This window comes from Komagataeibacter ossonobensis, from assembly GCF_057359305.1.
Genome location: NZ_JBXAYQ010000001.1, coordinates 118,753 through 138,401 on the forward strand (window position 1 = coordinate 118,753; position 19,649 = coordinate 138,401).

General features: G+C 64.5%; 16 protein-coding genes. 10 read left to right on the forward strand and 6 right to left on the reverse strand.

Annotation, left to right across the window (positions count from 1 at the left end):
• Positions 1-55: 55 nt before the first annotated feature.
• Positions 56-958: a cation diffusion facilitator family transporter gene (locus AC1RQ9_RS00575; RefSeq protein ID WP_193733510.1), complete on the reverse strand. Its 903-nt coding sequence runs from the start codon at positions 956-958 to the stop codon at positions 56-58.
• A 23-nt stretch (positions 959-981) separates the two neighbouring features.
• Positions 982-2,067 carry a cation diffusion facilitator family transporter gene (locus AC1RQ9_RS00580; protein ID WP_485985188.1) on the reverse strand — a complete coding sequence of 362 codons (1,086 nt, stop codon included), beginning with the start codon at positions 2,065-2,067 and terminating at the stop codon, positions 982-984.
• A 149-nt stretch (positions 2,068-2,216) separates the two neighbouring features.
• Here AC1RQ9_RS00580 and AC1RQ9_RS00585 point away from each other — a divergent pair, with 149 nt between their 5' ends.
• Positions 2,217-3,902: an NAD(P)/FAD-dependent oxidoreductase gene (locus AC1RQ9_RS00585; protein ID WP_485985189.1), complete on the forward strand. Its 1,686-nt coding sequence runs from the start codon at positions 2,217-2,219 to the stop codon at positions 3,900-3,902.
• A 111-nt stretch (positions 3,903-4,013) separates the two neighbouring features.
• On the opposite strand, the gene AC1RQ9_RS00590 is transcribed toward AC1RQ9_RS00585, so the two are convergent.
• Entirely contained in the window at positions 4,014-6,263 is a 2,250-nt protein-coding gene (locus AC1RQ9_RS00590; RefSeq protein ID WP_485985190.1) for a primosomal protein N', read from the reverse strand.
• 267 nt (positions 6,264-6,530) lie between these two features.
• On the opposite strand from AC1RQ9_RS00590, the gene AC1RQ9_RS00595 reads away from it, so the two are divergent.
• The 3 genes from AC1RQ9_RS00595 to AC1RQ9_RS00605 are packed head-to-tail and all read left to right on the forward strand — an operon-like array spanning position 6,531 to position 9,451.
• Positions 6,531-7,520, forward strand: coding sequence for a tyrosine recombinase XerC (locus tag AC1RQ9_RS00595; protein ID WP_485985191.1), 990 nt, complete (start codon positions 6,531-6,533; stop codon positions 7,518-7,520).
• Between the two features lie 12 nt (positions 7,521-7,532).
• Positions 7,533-8,489, forward strand: a complete 957-nt coding sequence (gene pip, locus AC1RQ9_RS00600; protein WP_485985192.1) for a prolyl aminopeptidase — start codon at positions 7,533-7,535, stop codon at positions 8,487-8,489.
• A gap of 8 nt (positions 8,490-8,497) precedes the next feature.
• Positions 8,498-9,451, forward strand: a complete 954-nt coding sequence (locus AC1RQ9_RS00605; protein WP_485985403.1) for an aspartyl protease family protein — start codon at positions 8,498-8,500, stop codon at positions 9,449-9,451.
• A 226-nt stretch (positions 9,452-9,677) separates the two neighbouring features.
• Here AC1RQ9_RS00605 and AC1RQ9_RS00610 read toward each other — a convergent pair whose 3' ends face one another.
• Both AC1RQ9_RS00610 and AC1RQ9_RS00615 read right to left on the reverse strand, forming a co-directional pair.
• Entirely contained in the window at positions 9,678-10,157 is a 480-nt protein-coding gene (locus tag AC1RQ9_RS00610) for a hypothetical protein (protein ID WP_485985193.1), read from the reverse strand.
• A 44-nt stretch (positions 10,158-10,201) separates the two neighbouring features.
• The gene (locus tag AC1RQ9_RS00615) at positions 10,202-10,540 is read right to left on the reverse strand and encodes a P-II family nitrogen regulator (protein WP_010507216.1); all 339 of its coding nucleotides are present in this window, start codon (positions 10,538-10,540) and stop codon (positions 10,202-10,204) included.
• Positions 10,541-10,746: 206 nt separating this feature from the next.
• Between AC1RQ9_RS00615 and AC1RQ9_RS00620 the strand changes: the two genes are divergently transcribed.
• The 6 genes from AC1RQ9_RS00620 (at position 10,747) to AC1RQ9_RS00645 (ending at position 16,469) form a co-directional block, all read left to right on the forward strand.
• Positions 10,747-11,979 carry a UbiH/UbiF/VisC/COQ6 family ubiquinone biosynthesis hydroxylase gene (locus AC1RQ9_RS00620; protein WP_485985194.1) on the forward strand — a complete coding sequence of 411 codons (1,233 nt, stop codon included), beginning with the start codon at positions 10,747-10,749 and terminating at the stop codon, positions 11,977-11,979.
• A 104-nt stretch (positions 11,980-12,083) separates the two neighbouring features.
• Positions 12,084-12,893, forward strand: coding sequence for a serine O-acetyltransferase (gene cysE / locus AC1RQ9_RS00625; RefSeq protein ID WP_227002512.1), 810 nt, complete (start codon positions 12,084-12,086; stop codon positions 12,891-12,893).
• Positions 12,893-14,149: a TIGR03862 family flavoprotein gene (locus AC1RQ9_RS00630; protein ID WP_485985195.1), complete on the forward strand. Its 1,257-nt coding sequence runs from the start codon at positions 12,893-12,895 to the stop codon at positions 14,147-14,149. Before cysE ends, AC1RQ9_RS00630 begins: the two co-directional genes overlap by 1 nt.
• Entirely contained in the window at positions 14,146-15,648 is a 1,503-nt protein-coding gene (locus AC1RQ9_RS00635) for a helicase HerA domain-containing protein (RefSeq protein WP_485985404.1), read from the forward strand. Before AC1RQ9_RS00630 ends, AC1RQ9_RS00635 begins: the two co-directional genes overlap by 4 nt.
• A gap of 157 nt (positions 15,649-15,805) precedes the next feature.
• Positions 15,806-16,063 carry a hypothetical protein gene (locus tag AC1RQ9_RS00640; RefSeq protein WP_485985196.1) on the forward strand — a complete coding sequence of 86 codons (258 nt, stop codon included), beginning with the start codon at positions 15,806-15,808 and terminating at the stop codon, positions 16,061-16,063.
• Complete coding sequence (locus tag AC1RQ9_RS00645; RefSeq protein ID WP_485985197.1) at positions 16,020-16,469, forward strand: hypothetical protein; 450 nt, start codon at positions 16,020-16,022, stop codon at positions 16,467-16,469. The genes AC1RQ9_RS00640 and AC1RQ9_RS00645 overlap by 44 nt, the downstream gene beginning before the upstream one ends.
• Before the next feature lie 152 nt (positions 16,470-16,621).
• Here the strand turns inward: AC1RQ9_RS00645 and AC1RQ9_RS00650 are convergent, their stop codons facing one another.
• Entirely contained in the window at positions 16,622-19,567 is a 2,946-nt protein-coding gene (locus AC1RQ9_RS00650; protein ID WP_485985198.1) for an Rne/Rng family ribonuclease, read from the reverse strand.
• Between the last annotated feature and the right edge of the window lie 82 nt (positions 19,568-19,649).

Consider the following 19,649-nt stretch of genomic DNA (forward strand, 5'->3'; position numbering starts at 1 on the left):
TTGCGGCACGTCCGGCCTGCGGTTTTCCGGTCGGGCGCAGGCAACCGGGATCAGATCAGGGCAGGACCAGTACGCCGGTATGCTTGGCCTTGCGTTCGGGTTCGACGTGGATGTTGATCAGCGCGTCGCCCAGACCCGCGCGCAGACCGTTCTCGATCCGGTCGCAGATATGATGGGCGTCCTCTACGCTCATGGTGCCGGGCACCACAAGGTGAAATTCGATGAATGTCATGGCGCCCACGATACGGGCGCGGATATCATGGGCTTCCATCGCGCCGGTGGCGGTATGGGAAATGATGGAGCGGATTTCCGCCAGCGTCCCGGAATCGGGGGCTTCGTCCATAAGACCCGCGATGGAGGTGCGCATCATGTCCCAGCCCGTGCGCAGCACGTTGAGCGAGATCAGCGCGGCCAGCAGCGGGTCCAGCCACAGCCATCCCGTCAGCGGGATCAGGATGAAGCCGCCAATCAGCACGGCAGATGTCCAGACATCGGACAGCACATGGTGCCCGCTGGCCACAAGGGCGGGGGAATGGTGCGCCCGTCCCATGCGCATGAGGAACAGCCCCCACCCGAGATTGAGCAGCCCCGCCCCGCCATTGAGGGAAATGCCCAGCAGCGAATCCTCGGGCGGGTGCATGTGCATGAACCCGACCCATGCCTCATGCGCGATGGTGATGGCGGTAATGACCACCAGCACCCCTTCCGCCACGGCGGACAGGTACTCGGCCTTGTAATGTCCATAGGTATGGTTGTGGTCGGGCGGCAGGCTGGCCACCCGCAGCGCCCACAGCCCCGCCACGGCGGATACCACGTTGATGATTGTCTCGATCGCATCGGAATACAGTGCGATGCTGCCCGTTACCCGCCATGCGGCGTATTTCATGCCCAGCGCGATAATGCTGACCACAACGCTGCACCAGGCCGCGCGTATCTTGGTGTTGGTATTGGAAAACATGTCGGGCAGGGGACTCGTTGGGCCTATACGGTATGGGCGTCGGCAAGGACGCAGTGATCGGCGTCGTTCAGCGTTTCGATCTGGAATGTGGGGTGGACAATGCCAAAGCGTTCACGCAGTTCACGCGCTGCGCGGTTCAGCAGCCCGTCGGGGGCATGGCCATTTTCACTGGCGCTGCGTACCAGGTGGACCGTCAGCGCGGTTTCGGTGGTGCTGATCGGCCAGATATGCAGGTCATGCAGATCGCATACGCCGGGCAGGGTGCGCAAAAAGGCATCCACCTGTGCCGTGTTGATGCCACGCGGCACGCGATCCAGCGCCATGTCCAGCGAATCCCGCAAAAGCGACCATGTCGCCACGATAATGGACACCGACACGACAAGGCAGATGATGGGGTCGATTCGCAGCCACCCCGTCATCAGGATCAGCCCGCCACCGGCCACCACCGCCAGCGACATGAGCGCATCCGACGCCATGTGCAGGAACGCGCCATGCAGGTTCAGGTCCGTCTTGCCACCGCTTGCAAACAGCATGGCCGTCACCCCGTTGACCGCAATGCCGATGCCGGCGACCACCATGACCGCGACACCGGCTACCGGGTGCGGGTGGATCAGGCGCAGCACGGCTTCCCACATGATGCCGCCGGTCACGACCAGCAGGGCCACCGCGTTGCCCAGCGCCGCAAGGATGGACGACCGGCGCAGCCCGTACGTGAAATCGCGGCTGGGTGAACGCCGCGAGAGGATTTCCGCCAGCCACGCAGCGCCCAGCGCCAGAACGTCCGACAGATTGTGTCCCGCATCCGCCAGCAGCGACAGCGCATGGCTGCGCACGCCCCATGCCGCTTCCCCGATGACATAGACAAGGTTGAGCGCGATCCCGATGGCAAACGCCCGGCCATAGGATGCAGGCGTATGGACATGATGATGGCCAAACAGCCCGCCACCATGGTCATGCCCGCAGTCATGGTCCGCATGGTCATGTCCGCCATGGTCGTGAGCGCCGTGATCGTGCCCTGCATGACCGTCGGGGCTGTGGGTATCATGGTCATGATCGTGGTTGTGCCCATGGCTGTCATGGTCGCCATGGTTATGCTGGCACTCACCCATGGGGCAGCATCCATTCAGCAGTGGGATTGAAAGCGTGCCGCCTTCCTAGCAGAAGGTTGCCGCACGTCACCAGCACTTAGCGCATTTTGTGCATGGGGCCGCCGTGATATGGCATCGCCACGGCCCCACTGCCATGGAAACGCGACCCGATGATCCGACTGACCGAACTGCGCCTGCCCATCGATCATGATGACGCTGCCCTGACGCAGGCCGTGGCCGACCGGCTGGGCGTGCCTGTCACGGATATCAGTGACGTGACCATATTCCGCCGCGGGCATGACGCCCGCCGCAGGCACCGTATCATGCTGGTCTATACAGTGGACTGTGCCGTGCGGGACGAAGCCCGCGTCCTTGCGGCGCATGACGGCGCGCGCGACATCATGCCCGCCCCCGATACGTCCTATCATTTCGTGGTGGATGATGGTCCGGCCATGGCGCGGGCGGCCGGATTCGTGCGCCCGGTGGTGATCGGGGCGGGGCCATGCGGGCTGATGGCGGCCCTGGTGCTGGCGCAGATGGGGCTGCGCCCGCTGGTGCTGGAACGTGGCAAGGTGGTGCGCGAGCGCACCGTCGATACCTTCGCCCTGTGGCGCAAATCCATCCTGAACCCCGAAAGCAACGTGCAGTTTGGCGAAGGGGGTGCGGGAACGTTCTCGGACGGCAAGCTGTACAGCCAGGTCAGCGACCCCCGGCATTACGGGCGCAAGGTGCTGTCGGAATTCGTGCGTGCGGGCGCGCCGGAGGAAATCCTGTATCTCTCCCGCCCCCATATCGGCACCTTCCGCCTTGTCTCGATGGTGGAGCATATCCGTGCCGAAATCGAGGCGCTGGGCGGTGAATACCGTTTTGGCGCGCATGTGACCGATTTCGTGACACGCGACGATGGTGCGGGCGGGCAGCGCATTGCCGCCCTGCGGCTGGCGGATGGAGATGAAATCGTGGCAAACCATGTCGTGCTGGCCATTGGTCACAGTGCGCGTGATACATTTGAATCGCTGCACGCGGCAGGTGTGGACATGGTGGCCAAGCCGTTTTCGATCGGCGTGCGGATCGAACATCCGCAATCCATCATCAACACCGCCCGCTATGGCCAGCCGGAAACCGTGCCGCTGCTGGGGGCGGCGGATTACAAGCTGGTGCACCATGCGACCAACGGGCGCGGGGTCTATTCGTTCTGCATGTGTCCCGGTGGCACGGTGGTCGCGGCCACGTCGGAAGCAGGACAGGTGGTGACCAATGGCATGAGCCAGTATTCCCGCGCCGAACGCAACGCCAATGCGGGTATCGTGGTGGGTGTTACGCCGGAACGCGATTATCCCGGCGGCCCACTGGCCGGTATCGCGTTCCAGCGTGAGTGGGAACGCAGGGCGTTCGAAGCCGGTGGCGGCGCGTATTTCGCCCCGGCCCAGACGGTGGGGGATTTCCTTGATGGCAGGCCGTCCACCACGTTGGGCGATGTCGTGCCGTCCTATAAACCCGGCGTCACCCCCACCGACCTTGCACGCTGCCTGCCGGAATTCGCGGTGACCGCCATGCGGGAGGCGCTGCCTGCATTCGAGCGCAGGATACCGGGCTTTTCCATGCGTGACGCAATCATGACCGGGGTGGAGACGCGTACGTCCTCCCCCCTGCGCATCCCGCGTGGGGTCGATGGGCAGGGTGTCAACACGTGCGGCCTGTTTCCGGCGGGCGAAGGGGCGGGTTATGCCGGTGGCATCCTGTCGGCGGGGATTGACGGCATCCGCATTGCCGAGGCCGTGGCCCTGTCGCTGGCCGGTCGCCCGGTTGAAGTGGCCATGCAGCGCGGCATGACGCACGCGACCGACGCGCAGTAAATAAAAACGGATAAAGGTTTTTTTGGCGAAGCTTTTTGCAAAAAGCTTCAAGGAACACCGCCTTTTTGAAAAAAGGCGGCACCCAAAGACTTTTGTTTTTTTATCAGTGATCTATAAAAACGAGACCGGATCGATATCCACATCGATCCGTGACCCGCGTTCGGGTTTTACGCGCGACAGCCATTCGCGCACGATCGGCTGCACCGCGATATTGCGCCGCGCGCGCAGCAGCAGGCGGAAACGGTGCCGTCCGCGCAAAATGGCCAGTGGCGCCGGTGCCGGACCCAGTACCTGCACGCCATCCATCCGGGGCGCGTTCTGGCCCAGTGCGCGTGCGGTCAGGTCTGCCGCATCAGGCATTTCGGCACTGACGATCAGGGCAGCCAGCCGCCCGTAAGGGGGCCAGAAGCCAGGACGGCGCTGCTCGGCTTCCTGTTCCATGAAGCTTGCGAAATCGCCCGATACCAGCGCCTGCATGACCGGGTGGTCGGGCACGTAGCTTTGCAGCAGCACGCGGCCCGGTGCTTCGGCACGGCCCGCGCGGCCTGCGACCTGGTGCAATAGCTGCACCGTGCGCTCGGATGCGCGCAGGTCGCCTCCTCCCAGGCCCAGGTCGGCATCCACGATTCCCACCAGCGTCAGGTGCGGGAAATGCCAGCCCTTGGCCACGATCTGCGTGCCGATCACAAGGTCGATCTCGCGCCGTGCTATGCGCTCGACGGCAGCGGCGGTGGCGGCAGGGCCATTCAGCGTATCGCTGGCCATGACCAGTATCCGCGCATCGGGGAAGGTGGCGCGGGCTTCTTCGGTTATCCGCTCCACGCCGGGGCCGATGGGGGTCAGGCTGTCGGCATCGGCGCATTTGGGGCAGGTCTGGGGAATGGGTTCGTCATACCCGCAATGGTGGCAGGTCAGGATATGGCGCGCACGGTGTTCCACCAGCCACGCGGTGCAGTTGGGGCACTGCATGCGGTGGCCACAGGTGCGGCACAGCGTCAGCGGCGCGTAGCCCCGGCGGTTGAGGAACAGCATCGCCTGTTCCCCGCGCCCGATCGCATCATTGATCGCGCCGGTCAGGGTGGGTGACAGGAACAGCCCGCGTTCGGGCGGGGCCGCGCGCATGTCCAGCGTTTCCACATCCGGCATGCTGGCGTTGCCGTGGCGTGCCCCCAGCTTCAGGTGCCGGTACCGGCCCGCGCCCACATTGGCCAGACTTTCAAGGCTGGGCGTGGCGGAAACCAGAACCACGGGCGCCCCACTCATGCGCGCGCGGACCACCGCCATGTCGCGGGCGTGGTAGGTCACGCCGTCTTCCTGCTTGAAGGCGGTTTCGTGTTCCTCATCGACAATGATCAGGCCAAGCTGGTCAAATGGCAGGAACAGCGCCGACCGCGCGCCGACCACGACCCGTGTCGTGCCATCGGCCACTGCCCGCCATGTCACCCGGCGCAGGCGCGATCCAAGGTCGGAATGCCACAGGGCGGGTTCCGCGCCAAAGCGGCGGGCAAACCGCCCGGTCCACTGGGCCGACAGCGCGATTTCGGGCAGCAGCACCAGCGCCTGCCGCCCCGCTGCGATACAGGCGGCTATGGCTTCCATGTAAATCTCGGTCTTGCCGGATCCGGTTACCCCTTCCAGCAGGGTGATGGAAAAGCCGTTTTCCGCCACGCGGGCGCGCAATTCGGTGGCGACCGTCGCCTGATCGCCCTCCAGCACCGGGGGACAATGCGCGGGATCGGGATTGCTGAAGGGCGGCGGCGGGGCGATTTCAACCGCCTGCAATGCGCCCGCCTGTGCCAGGCCGCGTATCACGGCGGCCCCCACGCCGGCGCGGCGGGCCAGTTCCGTCGTGGTCAGGGGCGCGCCACTGGCTGCGATATCCAGCACTTTTTGCCGTGCTGGTGTCAGGCGCAGGTCCGTGGGCCGCGCCGGGGCCACGGTCCACCCGGTAGCGGGACGCGGCAGCGGGGCCAGCGCGTTGGCGCGCAACGCCATGGCCAGCACCATGCCCGGCGGAGAAAGGGTATAGGCCGCCACCCAGTCCACGAACTGCCGCAACTGCGCGGGCAGCGGTGGCAGGTCAAGACGGCTCGCTACGGGTTTCAGGCGGGATGTCGCCACTTCCTTTGGCGCAGGCGGGGTGAATTCGGGGGGCAGGTGCGATGTCACGTCCCAGACCACGCCCGTTTCGGTGCGGCGGCCCAGTGGCACGCTGACGATATCACCGGGCCGCACATTGGCCAGCCGTGGCGGCAGCAGGTAGTCCAGCGGCCCGGCAAAGGGCAGGGTCAGCATGACCCGCACCCGACCATCAGCAGGGGTAGGCAGCAGGTCCGGTTGTGAAGCATTGCGATGCGGCATGTGTTTTTCTACCGTCAGGCATCGCCCGTGTCTTGTCCATCATTTGCGCATGGCGCACACCATCATAAGGAACTGTCTGAAAAGCCTGCCTGTGAGACAGCCAGCAATCATAAAGAAGTTTTTGGTGAAGCTTTTTTCAAAAAGCTGCGCAGAACGTCGCCTTTTTGGAAAAAGGCGACACTCAAAAACTTTTATTATTTTTTATCAAAGCGTTATTTCCAGAAAATCTTTAAGGCTACGTGGCGGCAAGATGAAAGGGCGCAGGACATGATGGCAACCGAAGCACGTGACGCCTTCCTGCAATGGATGGAAACCGAACGCCGTGCCGCAACCCTGACGCTTACGGCCTATCGGGGGGATCTGGACCGGTTCCTTGCATTCCTGACCACGCATCTGGGGGGCGCGCCGGATCTGGGGTCGCTGGCAGGCCTGTCGCTGGCCGACCTGCGGGCATGGCTGGCCCATGAACATGCCGCGGCCCTGAGCGGCCGTCGCCCCACGACACAGGACCGCGCCGCGCGTACGCGCGCGCGCCGGGTTTCGGCGCTACGGTCCTTTTACCGTTATCTGGCGCGCTATCATGGTGTTGACAATCCCGCACCGGGCCTGCTGACCACGCCGCGCACGCGCCGCCCGCTGCCCCGCCCGCTGCCACAGGCACAGGCGCTGGAGGTGCCCGAAGGGATATCCGACATTGCCCATACCCCCATGGCACGGGTGCGCGACGGGGCATTGTTCATGCTGCTGTACGGCTGTGGCCTGCGTATTTCCGAAGCCCTGACGCTGGATGTGCGTGATCTGGATCAGGCCCGCACCCTTGGCGATGGCGCGAAGGGTGATGGCGTGCTGCGCATACGGGGCAAGGGCGGGAAGGAACGCATGGTGCCGGTACTGCCACAGGTCATGCAGGCGCTGTTGCGCTGGCGGGGCGTGCATCCGCTGCCGCAGCCCGATGCGCCATTGTTCGTGGGCGTGCGCGGCGGTCGCCTGCAGGCGGGCATTGCCCAGCGCGCCATGCGCACGTGGCGGCACATGGCGAGCCTGCCGGACCATGCCACCCCGCATGCCCTGCGACATTCCTTCGCCACCCACCTTATGGAGGGGGGAGCCGACCTGCGCGTGATACAGGATCTGCTGGGTCATGCCAGCCTGTCCACCACGCAGCGTTATACGCTGGCGGACGAAGCCAGGCTGATGGATGTCTGGACACAGGCCCATCCCCATGCCACCGATACCCCGCCCGATACTGCACGATGAACAGGATTGCCCATGTCCCAGCGGTTTCCCTATCCCCCGATCGCCCCTTACGATCACGGCTGGCTTGATACGGGCGAGGGGCATCGCATTTACTGGGAACTGTGCGGCAATCCCGACGGCATCCCGGTGGTTTTCCTGCATGGCGGTCCCGGTGGCGGCTGTTCGGCCTTCCAGCGCCAGATGTTCGATCCCGACCGCTACCGCATCCTGCTGTTTGACCAGCGTGGCTGCGGGCGATCGACCCCGCATGCCGCCCTTGTCAACAATACGACATGGCACCTTGTGGCGGATATCGAGCGGCTGCGTGTCATGACGGGTGCGCAGGAATGGATGGTGTTTGGCGGGTCGTGGGGGTCAACGCTGGCGCTGGCCTATGCACAGGCGCATCCCGACCATGTCAGCGCGCTGGTGCTGCGCGGTATCTTCACCCTGCGCCGGGCGGAACTGCTGTGGTATTACCAGGATGGCGCGTCATGGCTGTTTCCCGACCTGTGGGAACAGTTTGTCGCCCCCATTCCGCCCGATGAGCGCGATGACCTGATGGCGGCCTATCACCGACAGCTGACCGGCCCGGACCCGGATGTGCAGATGAACGCCGCCATTGCGTGGAGCATGTGGGAAGGGCGCACCATTACCCTGCTGCCCGCGTCGGACACCATTATCCAGCATGCCGACCCACGTTACGCGCTGGCGTTTTCGCGTATCGAAAACCATTACTTCATCAATGCCGGATGGCTGGACGAAGGGCAGCTGATCCGTGATGTCGGCCGTATCCGTGATATCCCCGCCATTATCGTGCAGGGGCGCTATGACGTCACTACGCCAATGCGCACCGCGTGGGATCTGCACCGCGCATGGCCCGAGGCGGATTTCCGGATCATTGACACCGCGGCCCACGCCATGACCGAGCCGGGTATCCTGTCTGCCCTGCTGGATGCAACCGACACCATGGCCGGACGACTGGCGTAGTGGCGGGAATTCGTAACTGGCTTGCGGCGTGGGGGCTTGCTGCCGCCGTGGGGGCTGGCCTGCCGGTCACATCGGCTGTGGCGGCACAGGATACGGTGCCGCGCCTGTGCAACCATGAACGCGTGGCGCAGGTGCCGCTGCGTGATGACGGGGGGTACCTGTCCATTGTCGTCAGCATTGCGGGCCATGACCTCAGCGCGCTGGTGGATACGGGATCGGATGGCGGCCTGCTGACCCCTGACATGGTTGGCTACCTGCGGCTGCGGCTTGATCCCGACCATGAAACTGTCATCCACGGCACGGGTGGCACGGCACAGGCGACACCGAACGCCCTGGTGCCGGACCTGCGGGTGGGCGGCGTTGATTTCGGCGCGCGTTCGGTGCCGGTGGGTGAACTGCCGGGCCAGCCGATGATCCATCCCCCGGTGGCGGGGCTGCTGGGGGGCGATATCCTGTCGCGATTCGATCTGGATATGAATGTGTCTGGCGGCATGCTGACATTGTGGAACATCCAGCATCGATCCATGGCCTGTGCGCCACCACCGGCATGGGACGGGCCGTATGAAACCGTGCCGCTGCACAGGCAGGACAACCGTTTCCTGCTGGAAGTGAAGCTGGATGGCAGGCCGGTCACGGCCCTGCTGGACAGTGGCGCGCGCTCACGCATTGTCTCGCCAGAGGTCGCGCATCGCGCCGGTGTCAGCCAGTCACAGCTTGACCGCGATCCCGGTGGCGTGACCGCCAGCGTGGACGGGCACAAGGATATCTATCACTGGCACCGCTTCGACAGCCTGCAGGTTGGTCATGAGCTGGAACGTAATGTCACGCTGACGGTGGCGCCGTTACGCGAACATCTGGAAATGCTGCTGGGGTCGGACTGGTTCGCCACCCATCAGGTGTGGATATCCTATGCCACCAACCAGATCTTCATCCGGCCCGCGCCACGGCAGCCCACCAGATAAGGGATTACTTGGGAAACAGAGGTTTCTGGACGCGGACTTTATTTTAAAGAGACTGTTTGAAAAACCAGATCATGACAGCTTGGGATTAAAAGAAGTTTTTGAAAAAAGGGGGCACCCCAAAACTTTTGTTTTTTGACCAGTCAATTGTTTTTAAACAGTCTTTTAAAAAATCAGGCCCGGCATGGTCCGCCGGGCCTGGGATAACCGCCGTGGTGATCGGGGTGGATCAGCCCTTCAGCTTGGCGTTGCACACGCTGTAATATCCACCGCCCTTCTGGATCCAGCGCAGGCCGCCATTGGCGTTGGCGGCCTTGTTGGTGTTGTACTGGTCAAGGCAGGTGTGCATGCGGGCCTTGCCTGCGGCTTCCTTGCTGTATTTTGCGGAAATGGCGTCGGGCAGCGTCGCACTGGTGGATACGGGGGCGGGGGCTGCTGCCGGGGTTGCCTTGGGTGCCGCTGGTGCCGCGACAGGGCTGGCCGCAGGGGCTGCCGTTTCGGTGGTCTTGGTATCCGGTGTTGCAGCATCACCGCACTGGGCGGTCTTGAAATCCTTGTAGCTCTGTCCGTTCAGCGTGCCCGCGGTGCGGGCGGTGGTGAACTTCTGGTGGCACGACTTGGAGGTTTCGCGCGCGTGTGCGGCACCGGTGGACAGGGCAAGGGCGAGTACGGACGCGGTCGCGATCTTGAAACGGAATGATGTGGCCATTGAGTGGGTCGGTCCTGAAATGACGGTTGTAAAAAACACGCGGTTTACAGCGCGCTGTCGCCGGTTTCGCGCGTGCGGATGCGGATGACGCTGTCGAGGGGGGAAATGAAGATCTTGCCATCGCCGATCTTGCCGGTATGGGCGGCTTCCAGGATCGTTTCCACCGCCTGTTCCACCAGGTCGTCGGTCACGGCGACCTCGATCTTGATCTTGGGCAGGAAGCTGACGTGGTATTCCGCCCCGCGATAGATTTCGGTCTGGCCCTTCTGCCGGCCAAAGCCCTTGACTTCCGATACGGTCAGCCCCTGTATCCCCAGCGGGGTCAGGGCTTCACGCACATCGTCGAGCTTGAAAGGCTTGATGATGGCTGTGACAAGCTTCATCTCACCGCGTCTCCATTCTGCTGTCCGGCCGGGATGACCGTGTGTGAAAGGCAAGGTAACGTTCCGTCTATACCCTGATCGGGTGATGCATGTCATCCGCCTTGGCGCACCCGATGTGTTAAGCGCGCTTGTGTCGTCCCCGTGGAGGGGCGTAAATCCGGCAGGCTTGCCGTCCCTGCCCGCAACGGGCCAGAACAGGAAACGAAATGACCGCGAACATGTCATCCCACACCGTGCCCGGACCTCTTGAGGTCGATGTCTGCATTGTGGGGGCTGGGCCGGTGGGTGCGACCCTTGCCTGCCGTCTGGCCGCTGATGGCATGCAGGTTGCGATCATTGACCGCGCGGCCCTGCCGCCGATGGAACATCCCGCCTTCGATGGCCGCGCCTATGCCATCGCCGCAGGATCGCGCCGCCTGCTGGAGGAAGCGGGCGTGTGGCAGCGCCTGCCCATGGAATCGTGCGACATTCGTGAAATCCGCGTGACCGATGGCCGTCCGGGTCGGCCGCCGTCGCCCCTGTTCCTTGAATTCGGGCGCGGCGATGCCGACCAGCCCTTTGGCGCGATGATCGAGGCGCGTGCCCTGCGCGTGGCGCTGAACGCAAGCCTGCATGCGACGCCCGGCCTGCATGTTTTCGCCCCCGATGAAGGGGTCGTGACCCGCAGCCCCGATGGCGCGGTCATCCGCACCAGCAGCGGGCGGGTAATCCATGCGCGCCTGGTGGTCGCGGCCGAAGGGCGGCGCAGCCCGCTGCGCGAACAGGCCCGCATTGCGGTTACGCGCCTGCCCTACAACCAGTGCGGCATCGTCTGCGCCGTGGCCCATGAACGCCCGCATGGGGGCCGCGCGCTGGAACATTTCCTGCCGGCCGGCCCGTTTGCGCAACTGCCCATGGCAGGCACGGCCGAACACCCCAACCTGTCCGCCCTTGTCTGGACCGAAAGCGAGAAGGTCGCCCACCGTCTGGCCGACCTGCCGCATGATGCCTTCGCGCACGAAATCCGCCGCCGCATGGGTGATGACTGGCTGGGCGCGGTCAACCCGGTGGGGCGGCGGTGGGTCTATCCGCTTTCCGCGCAGTACGCACAGCGTTATGTTGATACGCGCCTCGTCCTGGTGGGGGATGCGGCGCATGGCATCCACCCTATTGCGGGACAGGGGCTGAACCTTGGTTTCCGTGACGTGATTGCCATGGCCGATATCCTTGGCCGCGTGCATGCCGGTGGCGGGGATGTGGGGGCGGCGGATGTGCTGCGCCGGTACCAGGCCCGCTGCCGTCCCGCCAACATGCTCATGCTGGTGGCGACCGATGCGCTGGAACGGCTGTTTGGCAATGATAACCCGGTCCTGCGGCTGGCGCGTGACGTGGGGCTTGCGACCGTCAACCGCATCACCCCGCTGCGCCGCAGCTTTGCCCGGCACGCGATGGGCCTGTAAAACGGGATCGCGACGACTAACAGGCCCCAAGGGGCCGGAACGGATGGCTTATGTCTGAAAAGCAGCCTGCTGGCATTCCCATGGATACACGCACGCGTCCCGTCATGCCGCCAACGCTGGGGCATGTGGACCCCATCGCGCTGTGGCAGGAAATCGTGAACGGCGCGTGCGGGTGCAATGATCCGCTGGTCAAGGGCCTGCTGGCCACCGGCATCCGCAACCATGCGTCCTTCCGCTGTGCGCTGGCCGCCCTGATCGGACGCAAGCTGGGGGACCGGTCGGTGGCGGATGACGCGCTGGCCGAACTGGTGAGCGAGGTGTTCGACGCCGATCCCGATATTGTCAGTGCGGCGGCGGCCGACCTTGTCGCCATCCGTGAACGCGATCCGGCCACGGCCAATTACGTGACCCCCTTCCTGTTCTTCAAGGGCTATCACGCGGTGCAGAGCTACCGCGTGGCGCACTGGCTGTGGCACAACAATCGCAGCTACCTTGCCCTGCACCTGCAAAGCCGGTGTTCCGAACTGTTTGCCGTTGATATCCACCCCGCGGCAAGGCTGGGGCGGCGTATCCTGCTGGACCATGGCACGGGCATCGTCATTGGTGAGACATCGGTGCTGGAGGACGACGTGTCCCTGCTGCAGGGCGTGACCCTTGGGGGGACGGGCAAGAACGTTGGCGACCGCCACCCCAAGGTGCGCCGTGGCGTGCTGATCGGGGCGGGGGCCAAGATCCTGGGCAATATCGAAATTGGCGAGGGGGCGAAGGTCGGCGCTGGCTCCATCGTACTGGAATCCGTGCCCGCCTACACGACCGTGGTGGGCAATCCCGCCCGTATCGTGGGCACGCGGCATTCCAGCCTGCCGGCCTTTACCATGGACCAGATGCTGCCGCCGATCGATTATATCATCTGATGACCGAATTCGTTTTCAGGCCGCACATCGCGGTTATTGGCGGTGGGCCTGCGGGTCTTGCCGCGGCCGAAATCCTGTCCGCCCACGGGTGTGGCGTCAGCGTGGTGGAACAGATGCCCACCATGGGGCGCAAGCTGCTCATGGCCGGGCGGGGGGGCCTCAACCTGACCCATTCCGAACCGGCCGACGCCTTTGCCGCCCGTTATGGCGCCGCACGCCCGATGATGGAACGCGCCCTGCGGGCCTTTACCCCGCAGGACATGGTGCAGTGGGCCGAAGGGCTGGGCCAGCCCTGCTTTACCGGCAGCAGCGGACGTATCTTTCCCCGTGCCATGAAGGCGTCGCCGCTGTTGCGGGCATGGCTGGCGCGGCTGGCGGCAGGCGGCGTGCGGCTGCTGACGCGCCACCGCTGGGACGGGTGGGATGCGGATGGCAGGCTGCGGGTTACGGGTCCCGGTGGCCCGGCATCGTGGCGGGTCAACGCTACGGTGCTGGCGCTGGGTGGCGCAAGCTGGGCACGGCTGGGATCGGATGGCGCATGGCGGGCGCGCCTTCTGGACCATGATGTGGATGTAAAACCCTTTGCCCCGGCCAATTGTGGCTTCGTGACCGGCTGGGGTGCGCCGTTTACCAGCCGTTTCGCTGGCACGCCGCTGCGGGGCATCGCACTTACGCTGGATGGGGCCGACACGGTGCGGGGCGAGGCGGTGGTGACCGGTACGGGGATTGAAGGCGGGGCGGTCTATGCCCTGTCGGCCGCGATTCGGGGCCGGATTGCCCGTGATGGCCATGCGCTGGTCCATATCGACCTGCGTCCCGCGCTGGATGTGGCGGAAATCGCTACCCGCATTGCCCGCGTACGTTCGCGTGAAAGCCTGTCCAATACATTGCGCAAGGCGCTGCGGTTGCCCCCCGTGGCCATTGCCCTGCTGCGCGAAGGTGACGGGGGACCGCCCCCGCGCGATCCCGCGGCCCTTGCCCGTCTGGTCAAGGCCGTGCCGGTGGTGCTGCGTGCGCCTGCGGCACTGGACCGCGCCATTTCGGTCGCGGGGGGAATCGCGTGGCCCGCGCTGGATGAACATTTCATGCTGCGTGCGTTGCCTGGTGTTTTTGCTGCCGGTGAAATGCTGGACTGGGAGGCCCCGACCGGCGGTTATCTGCTGCAGGGCTGCATCGCGACCGGGCACATGGCGGGGCAGGGGGCATGGGAGTGGTTGCGGGACTCGCAGCGCGGGCGGTATCCGTCAGCGCCATGAGTGTTGCGATCACGATTGGTGAACGGCGCGGGGCCATGGCGACGGATGCCCCCGTGACGATGGACCTGGCGGAACTGCTGTCCACCCGCCTGCTGGTGCAGGGCAATTCCGGGTCGGGCAAGTCACACCTGCTGCGCCGCCTGCTGGAACAGTCCGCGCGTATGGTGCAGCAGGCGATCATCGACCCCGAAGGCGATTTCGTCAGCCTTGCCGAACGTTACGGCCATCTGGTCATTGACGCCGCCGAACATACCGAGGCCGCATTGCAGGCGGCGGGGGAGCGGATGCGCGTGCACCGGGCCTCCGTCGTGCTGAACCTTGAGGGCGTGGATGCGGAGGTGCAGATACGCCGCGCCGCAGCCTTCCTCGGTGGCATGTTCGAGGTGCCGCGTGACTACTGGTACCCCGTGCTGGTCGTGGTGGATGAAGCCCAGCTTTTTGCGCCTGCGGCGGCGGGCGAGGTGTCGGACGAAGCGCGTCGGGCCTCACTTGGCGCCATGACCAACCTTATGTGCCGTGGGCGCAAGCGTGGGCTGGCGGGTGTGATCGCGACCCAGCGCCTGGCCAAGCTGGCGAAGAATGTCGCGGCCGAGGCCTCGAACTTCCTCATGGGCCGCACCTTCCTTGATATCGACATGATGCGGGCGGCTGACCTGCTGGGTATGGAGCGGCGGCAGGCCGAGAGTTTCCGTGACCTTGAACGCGGTTATTTCGTAGCCCTCGGCCCCGCCATATCCCGCAGGCCGCTTGCGGTGAAGATCGGGCCGGTGGAAACCGAAAGTCGTTCGGCCGGTCCCACGCTCATGCCGTTTGATCCGGTGCCTGCGGGGGACGAGATCCGTGAACTGATCCTGACCCCCGTGCCCGAACGTGAGGTTCCGGCCCGTCAGCCACGCAGTTTCAGCCCGCCACCCGATATCCTGTCCCAGCTTGCCGCCCATGCCGAAACCGCGACGGTGGACGCAGCGGAAGAGGAACCGGACGCAGCACCGGTGGATGCGGCAGCCCAGCGGCTGCGCTTTATCGAGATCCTGAGCGATATCCTGCGTGACGAGGACGCGGGCTTCCGTCCCGTGCATGTACTGTATCAGGACTTCCTTGTCCGCTGCCGGATCGAGGGTATGGGACGTGATGCGCTGGACATGCCGCGCTTCCGCCGCCTGCTGGCGGTCGCCAAGGCCGGTGTGGATGCCCAGACGGCGGAAAGCGGCCAGTGGCGGCAGGCCGAACAGATGGCAGGCGTGCTACCCGATGACGTGCAGGGCATTTTCCTGCTGATCGCACGCGCCGCCCTGCATGGCGAACCCTGCCCATCCGACAGTCTGATTGCCCGCACATACGGCACCCATTCCCTGGGGCGCGCCCGGCGGCAGCTGGCCTATCTGGAGGAGCAGAACATGATTGTCCTGCGCAATGACGGGCTGGGCCGCCGTAGTGCCGCCATTATCGGCCCCGGGTGGGAAACCGCGCCCGCCCTGCCGGATGGCGGTCAATCGTAAAGATGTTTTTGGTGAAGCTTTTTTCAAAAAGCTTCGGAAAATGCCTTCTGTTTGAAAACAGAAGGCTCCCGGGAGCTTTGATTTCTGGTCGTGCGCGTCAGTAAAACTGGCACGAGCAGTGCCATTCCCCACCGGGTGTACGGAAAAAATAGGCGATTTGGTCATCAACCCAGACCAGATGGACTTTTTCTTCCGAGCCGATCTGGAACACGAAATCCTCCAGCCCGACCCCATACCGCACTGCGGTCGGGTAGACGCCCACCTTGGTCCGGTCATGGCGTTACAGGTCATTGAAGACGGCATCGCGTCCCGCGTCATCATCTGGCAGGGTGTGTATGTCGATTGGCAGGCCCCCGGCATCTTCCTGACCGGTGGTCACCTTCGACATGTGTCCAGCGTATCGGGAAGGGCCTGAAGAAATGGATGGTTGCGGTCAGCGGTACCAGCCTGTCGGTCGTGGTGTATTGGCGGATCAGACAGCCTTTGCCATGGGGGCGGTCAAAGGGCGGATTCTCCATGTCGAAGAAAACGACAATCAGGGCCGGATGGGCAAGCGGCTTCGGCACGCAAGGCAGTTCATCAATGCGGTTCTGCAGGATCAGGGCCATGGGACTGTCGTTCCATGTGGTCAGGTCTTTAACCTGGATGGCCCACGCCACGGCAGAACCATGACCGGATTGGTCGGGGGCCGGACGCAGCAGGTTGCTGAGTTGACTGAAGCTTTCGCGGCCGACCAGGGTTATGGTTATGACGGTTCTCTGACTGTAAAGTTTTTACATGATCAGGTCATGCATAATATATGTATGGTCATGATACATTGACGGGAAAAAATAAAAGTTTCTACGCAACGGTTTTTAAGAAAATCAGTATCCGGAACTTTTAATCCAGGTGGGTATCAAGCGCTGACCGGGCATAAAAAAACCTGCCTTCTTGCGAAGGCAGGTTTTTTACCGGTCAGTCAGTCACGCTGTTATCAGCGCTTCCACCATCCCGTGCGACGGCGCGGGGCCGGAGTGGCGTCCACATCGATCGGGGGCGGCGCGGCGTCCGCCGTGGTGCCCGTGGCTTCAGCCTCCTCATCGGCCTTCTTGCGGCGGCGACGGGTTGCCGGCGTGGTCGTGGCCGCCTTGCGGGTTGTGGTCCGCTTTTTCGGGGCGGGCTTTTCTGCCTTTTCCGGTGCGGCGTCCGCTGTGTCGGCTACGGTTTGTGCAGCTTCCGCTTCCGGCGCGGGTTCTGCCTTCTTGCGGCGCGTGGTGGTGCGGCGACGCTTGGGGGCTTCTTCCGTGGCCGTGGCTTCGGCTTTGGTCGGGGCGGCAGGCGTTTCCGCCGCCGGTTCCCCGGCCTTGTCCTCAACCTTTGCCGCCGCGCGGGTGGTGCGGCGGCGTGTGGTCGCCGTCGTGCCCGTGCTGCGGCTGGCCGCACGCTTGCGCGCGGGTTTGGCCGGGGCTGCTTCCTCGGTTGCCTTTTCTTCCACCGGTTTCGCCTCGGCTTCCGTTGCCGAGGTTTCCGCTTCTACGGCCTCATCAGCGACCTTGCGGCGGGTGCCGGTGCGGCGCGTGGTGGTCGTGCTGGCACGACGACGGCGCGGCTTGGGCGCTTCTTCCGCTGCCGGTTCCGCAGGTGCGGGGACGGCTGCGGGTTCGGCTTCCACGGCAGGCGGGGTGGCTTCGGCGGCCGGGGCGGGGGATGCCTCGGCTTCCTGTGCAACCGGTGTCGCCCCGTTTTCCACCGGGGTGGTGCGACGGCGCGTACGGCGACGCGTGCGGCGTGGCTTGGTGGTTTCTTCCTCGGCCACCGGGGCCGGGGCTGCCTCTTCCACTTCGACCACCACCGGATCGGCTTCCACAACCACTTCGCTGGGGGCGGTCGTCTGTTCGATCACGTCAAAGATGTCGATGATCGCATCGCCATACGGATCAGCCGGGGTGGGACCACGATAGGCTTCGGGTGCAGGAGCCGGTGCGGGCGTGGAAGGTGCGACCGGTGCGGGTGCTTCCTGTGCCGTATCCTCGGTCGCTGGCGTCTGGGCGCCCTGCGCTGCGGTACCATTGCCACGACGGCGACGGCGACGGCGGCGACGGCGATGGTCGGTGCCCGATGCGATATCCTCGTCCTCTTCCGTGGTGGCCACGGTTTCGGCCGGGGTTTCCGCTGCTGGCGGCTCGGCCTGGATCTGGATTTCACGCACATGGCCGGTTTCAGCCGGTGCCTGTTCGATCACCGGCGCGTCGAAGCGGGCCGTCTGCTGGCGCACGCGCTCGATCTTGCAGTCCTGCGGCTGCAGGGCGGCATCGGGGGCGAAGGTGACCTGCATCTTGTGCCGGGTTTCGATTTCCGACAGCCAGTTGCGCTTGTGGTTGAGGATGTAGAAGGCGATTTCCGGCGTGACGCCAACGGAAATTTCCGCCGCCTTGCGCTGCATGCCCTCTTCCTCGATCGCGCGCAGCACATGCAGCGCCGAGCTTTCGATCCCACGCACGATGCCGGTGCCCTGACAGTGCGGGCAGGGCATGAAGGCGGATTCGGCAATGGAGGGGCGCAGGCGCTGGCGTGACATTTCCAGCAGGCCGAAATGCGAGATCTGGCCAACCTGAATGCGTGCGCGGTCGGTGCGCAGCGCGTCCTTCAGCTTGCGCTCGACCATGCCGTTATGCTTGCGGCTTTCCATGTCGATGAAGTCGATGACGATCAGCCCGGCCAGGTCACGCAGGCGCAGCTGGCGGGCGACTTCCTCCGCCGCTTCGAGGTTGGTGCGCAGCGCCGTTTCCTCGATATTGCGCTCACGCGTGGCGCGGCCCGAGTTCACGTCGATCGCGACCAGCGCCTCGGTCTGGTTGATGACCAGATAGCCACCCGATTTCAGCTGCACGGACGGTGACAGCATGGAATCCAGCAGCCCCTCCACCTTGTAGTGGGAGAACAGGCTCTGTTCATGGTCCTGCCACAGCCGCACCTTCTGCGCGTTCTGCGGCATGAGCATGCGCATGAACTCACGCGCGGACTTCCAGCCCGGTTCGCCATCGATCAGGATTTCGCTGACCTCACGCGTGTAGATGTCGCGGATGGCACGCTTGATCAGGCTGGCTTCTTCATAGATCAGCGCGGGGGCAACCGATTCCAGCGTGTGCTGGCGGATATCGTCCCACAGGCGCAGCAGGTATTCGCAGTCGCGCATGATTTCGGTGCGCGGGCGCTGGGCGCCTGCGGTGCGCACGATCATGGCCATGCCGCGCGGGATCTGCAGTTCGGTAATGATGTCACGCAGGCGGCGGCGGTCGGCTACCGAGGTGATCTTGCGTGATACGCCCCCGCCACGCAGCGAGTTGGGCATGAGCACGCAGTAACGGCCCGCCAGCGAGACATAGGTGGTCAGCGCCGCACCCTTGTTGCCGCGTTCTTCCTTGACCACCTGCACCAGCAGGATCTGGCGGCGGCGGATGACTTCCTGAATCTTGTAGTTGCGCAGGAAGCGGGCGATGCGGCGCTGGGCCTGGGCTTCGTCGCCGGTGTCGTTTTCACCGCCCACGGTTTCGGGCTCGTCGTCCTCACCGGGTTCCTCGCCTTCCTCGGTGGTGGCGGGGGCATCTTCTTCCTCGTCGTCACGCGCGCGGCGTTCTTCTTCCGCGCGGCGTTCCTCCTCCTGCAGCGCCAGCAGCTTTTCGCGGTCGGCTACGGGGATCTGGTAATAGTCGGGGTGGATTTCACTGAAGGCCAGGAACCCGTGGCGGTTACCGCCGTAATCCACGAACGCAGCCTGCAGGCTGGGTTCCACGCGGATAACCTTGGCCAGATAGATGTTGCCCTTGAGCTGCTTCTTGGATGCAGCTTCAACATCGTAATCTTCCAGGTGGTTACCATCCATCACGACCACGCGGGTTTCTTCCGCGTGGGTCGTGTCGATCAGCATGCGTTTGCTCATAAATAGGCGCACTCCGGTATGTCACGTTCCGGCATCCGGGCTGCACGCGTGGTCCGTGGCGGCAGGGGGAGGCAGGGGGAAC

Coding starts and splice junctions, on each gene's coding strand:
- AC1RQ9_RS00575 (WP_193733510.1), bottom strand. CDS start 958: ATGTTTTCCAATACCAACACCAAGATACGCGCGGCCTGGTGCAGCGTT.
- AC1RQ9_RS00580 (WP_485985188.1), bottom strand. CDS start 2,067: ATGGGTGAGTGCCAGCATAACCATGGCGACCATGACAGCCATGGGCAC.
- AC1RQ9_RS00585 (WP_485985189.1), top strand. CDS start 2,217: ATGATCCGACTGACCGAACTGCGCCTGCCCATCGATCATGATGACGCT.
- AC1RQ9_RS00590 (WP_485985190.1), bottom strand. CDS start 6,263: ATGCCGCATCGCAATGCTTCACAACCGGACCTGCTGCCTACCCCTGCT.
- AC1RQ9_RS00595 (WP_485985191.1), top strand. CDS start 6,531: ATGATGGCAACCGAAGCACGTGACGCCTTCCTGCAATGGATGGAAACC.
- pip (WP_485985192.1), top strand. CDS start 7,533: ATGTCCCAGCGGTTTCCCTATCCCCCGATCGCCCCTTACGATCACGGC.
- AC1RQ9_RS00610 (WP_485985193.1), bottom strand. CDS start 10,157: ATGGCCACATCATTCCGTTTCAAGATCGCGACCGCGTCCGTACTCGCC.
- AC1RQ9_RS00615 (WP_010507216.1), bottom strand. CDS start 10,540: ATGAAGCTTGTCACAGCCATCATCAAGCCTTTCAAGCTCGACGATGTG.
- AC1RQ9_RS00620 (WP_485985194.1), top strand. CDS start 10,747: ATGACCGCGAACATGTCATCCCACACCGTGCCCGGACCTCTTGAGGTC.
- cysE (WP_227002512.1), top strand. CDS start 12,084: ATGCCGCCAACGCTGGGGCATGTGGACCCCATCGCGCTGTGGCAGGAA.
- AC1RQ9_RS00630 (WP_485985195.1), top strand. CDS start 12,893: ATGACCGAATTCGTTTTCAGGCCGCACATCGCGGTTATTGGCGGTGGG.
- AC1RQ9_RS00635 (WP_485985404.1), top strand. CDS start 14,146: ATGAGTGTTGCGATCACGATTGGTGAACGGCGCGGGGCCATGGCGACG.
- AC1RQ9_RS00650 (WP_485985198.1), bottom strand. CDS start 19,567: ATGAGCAAACGCATGCTGATCGACACGACCCACGCGGAAGAAACCCGC.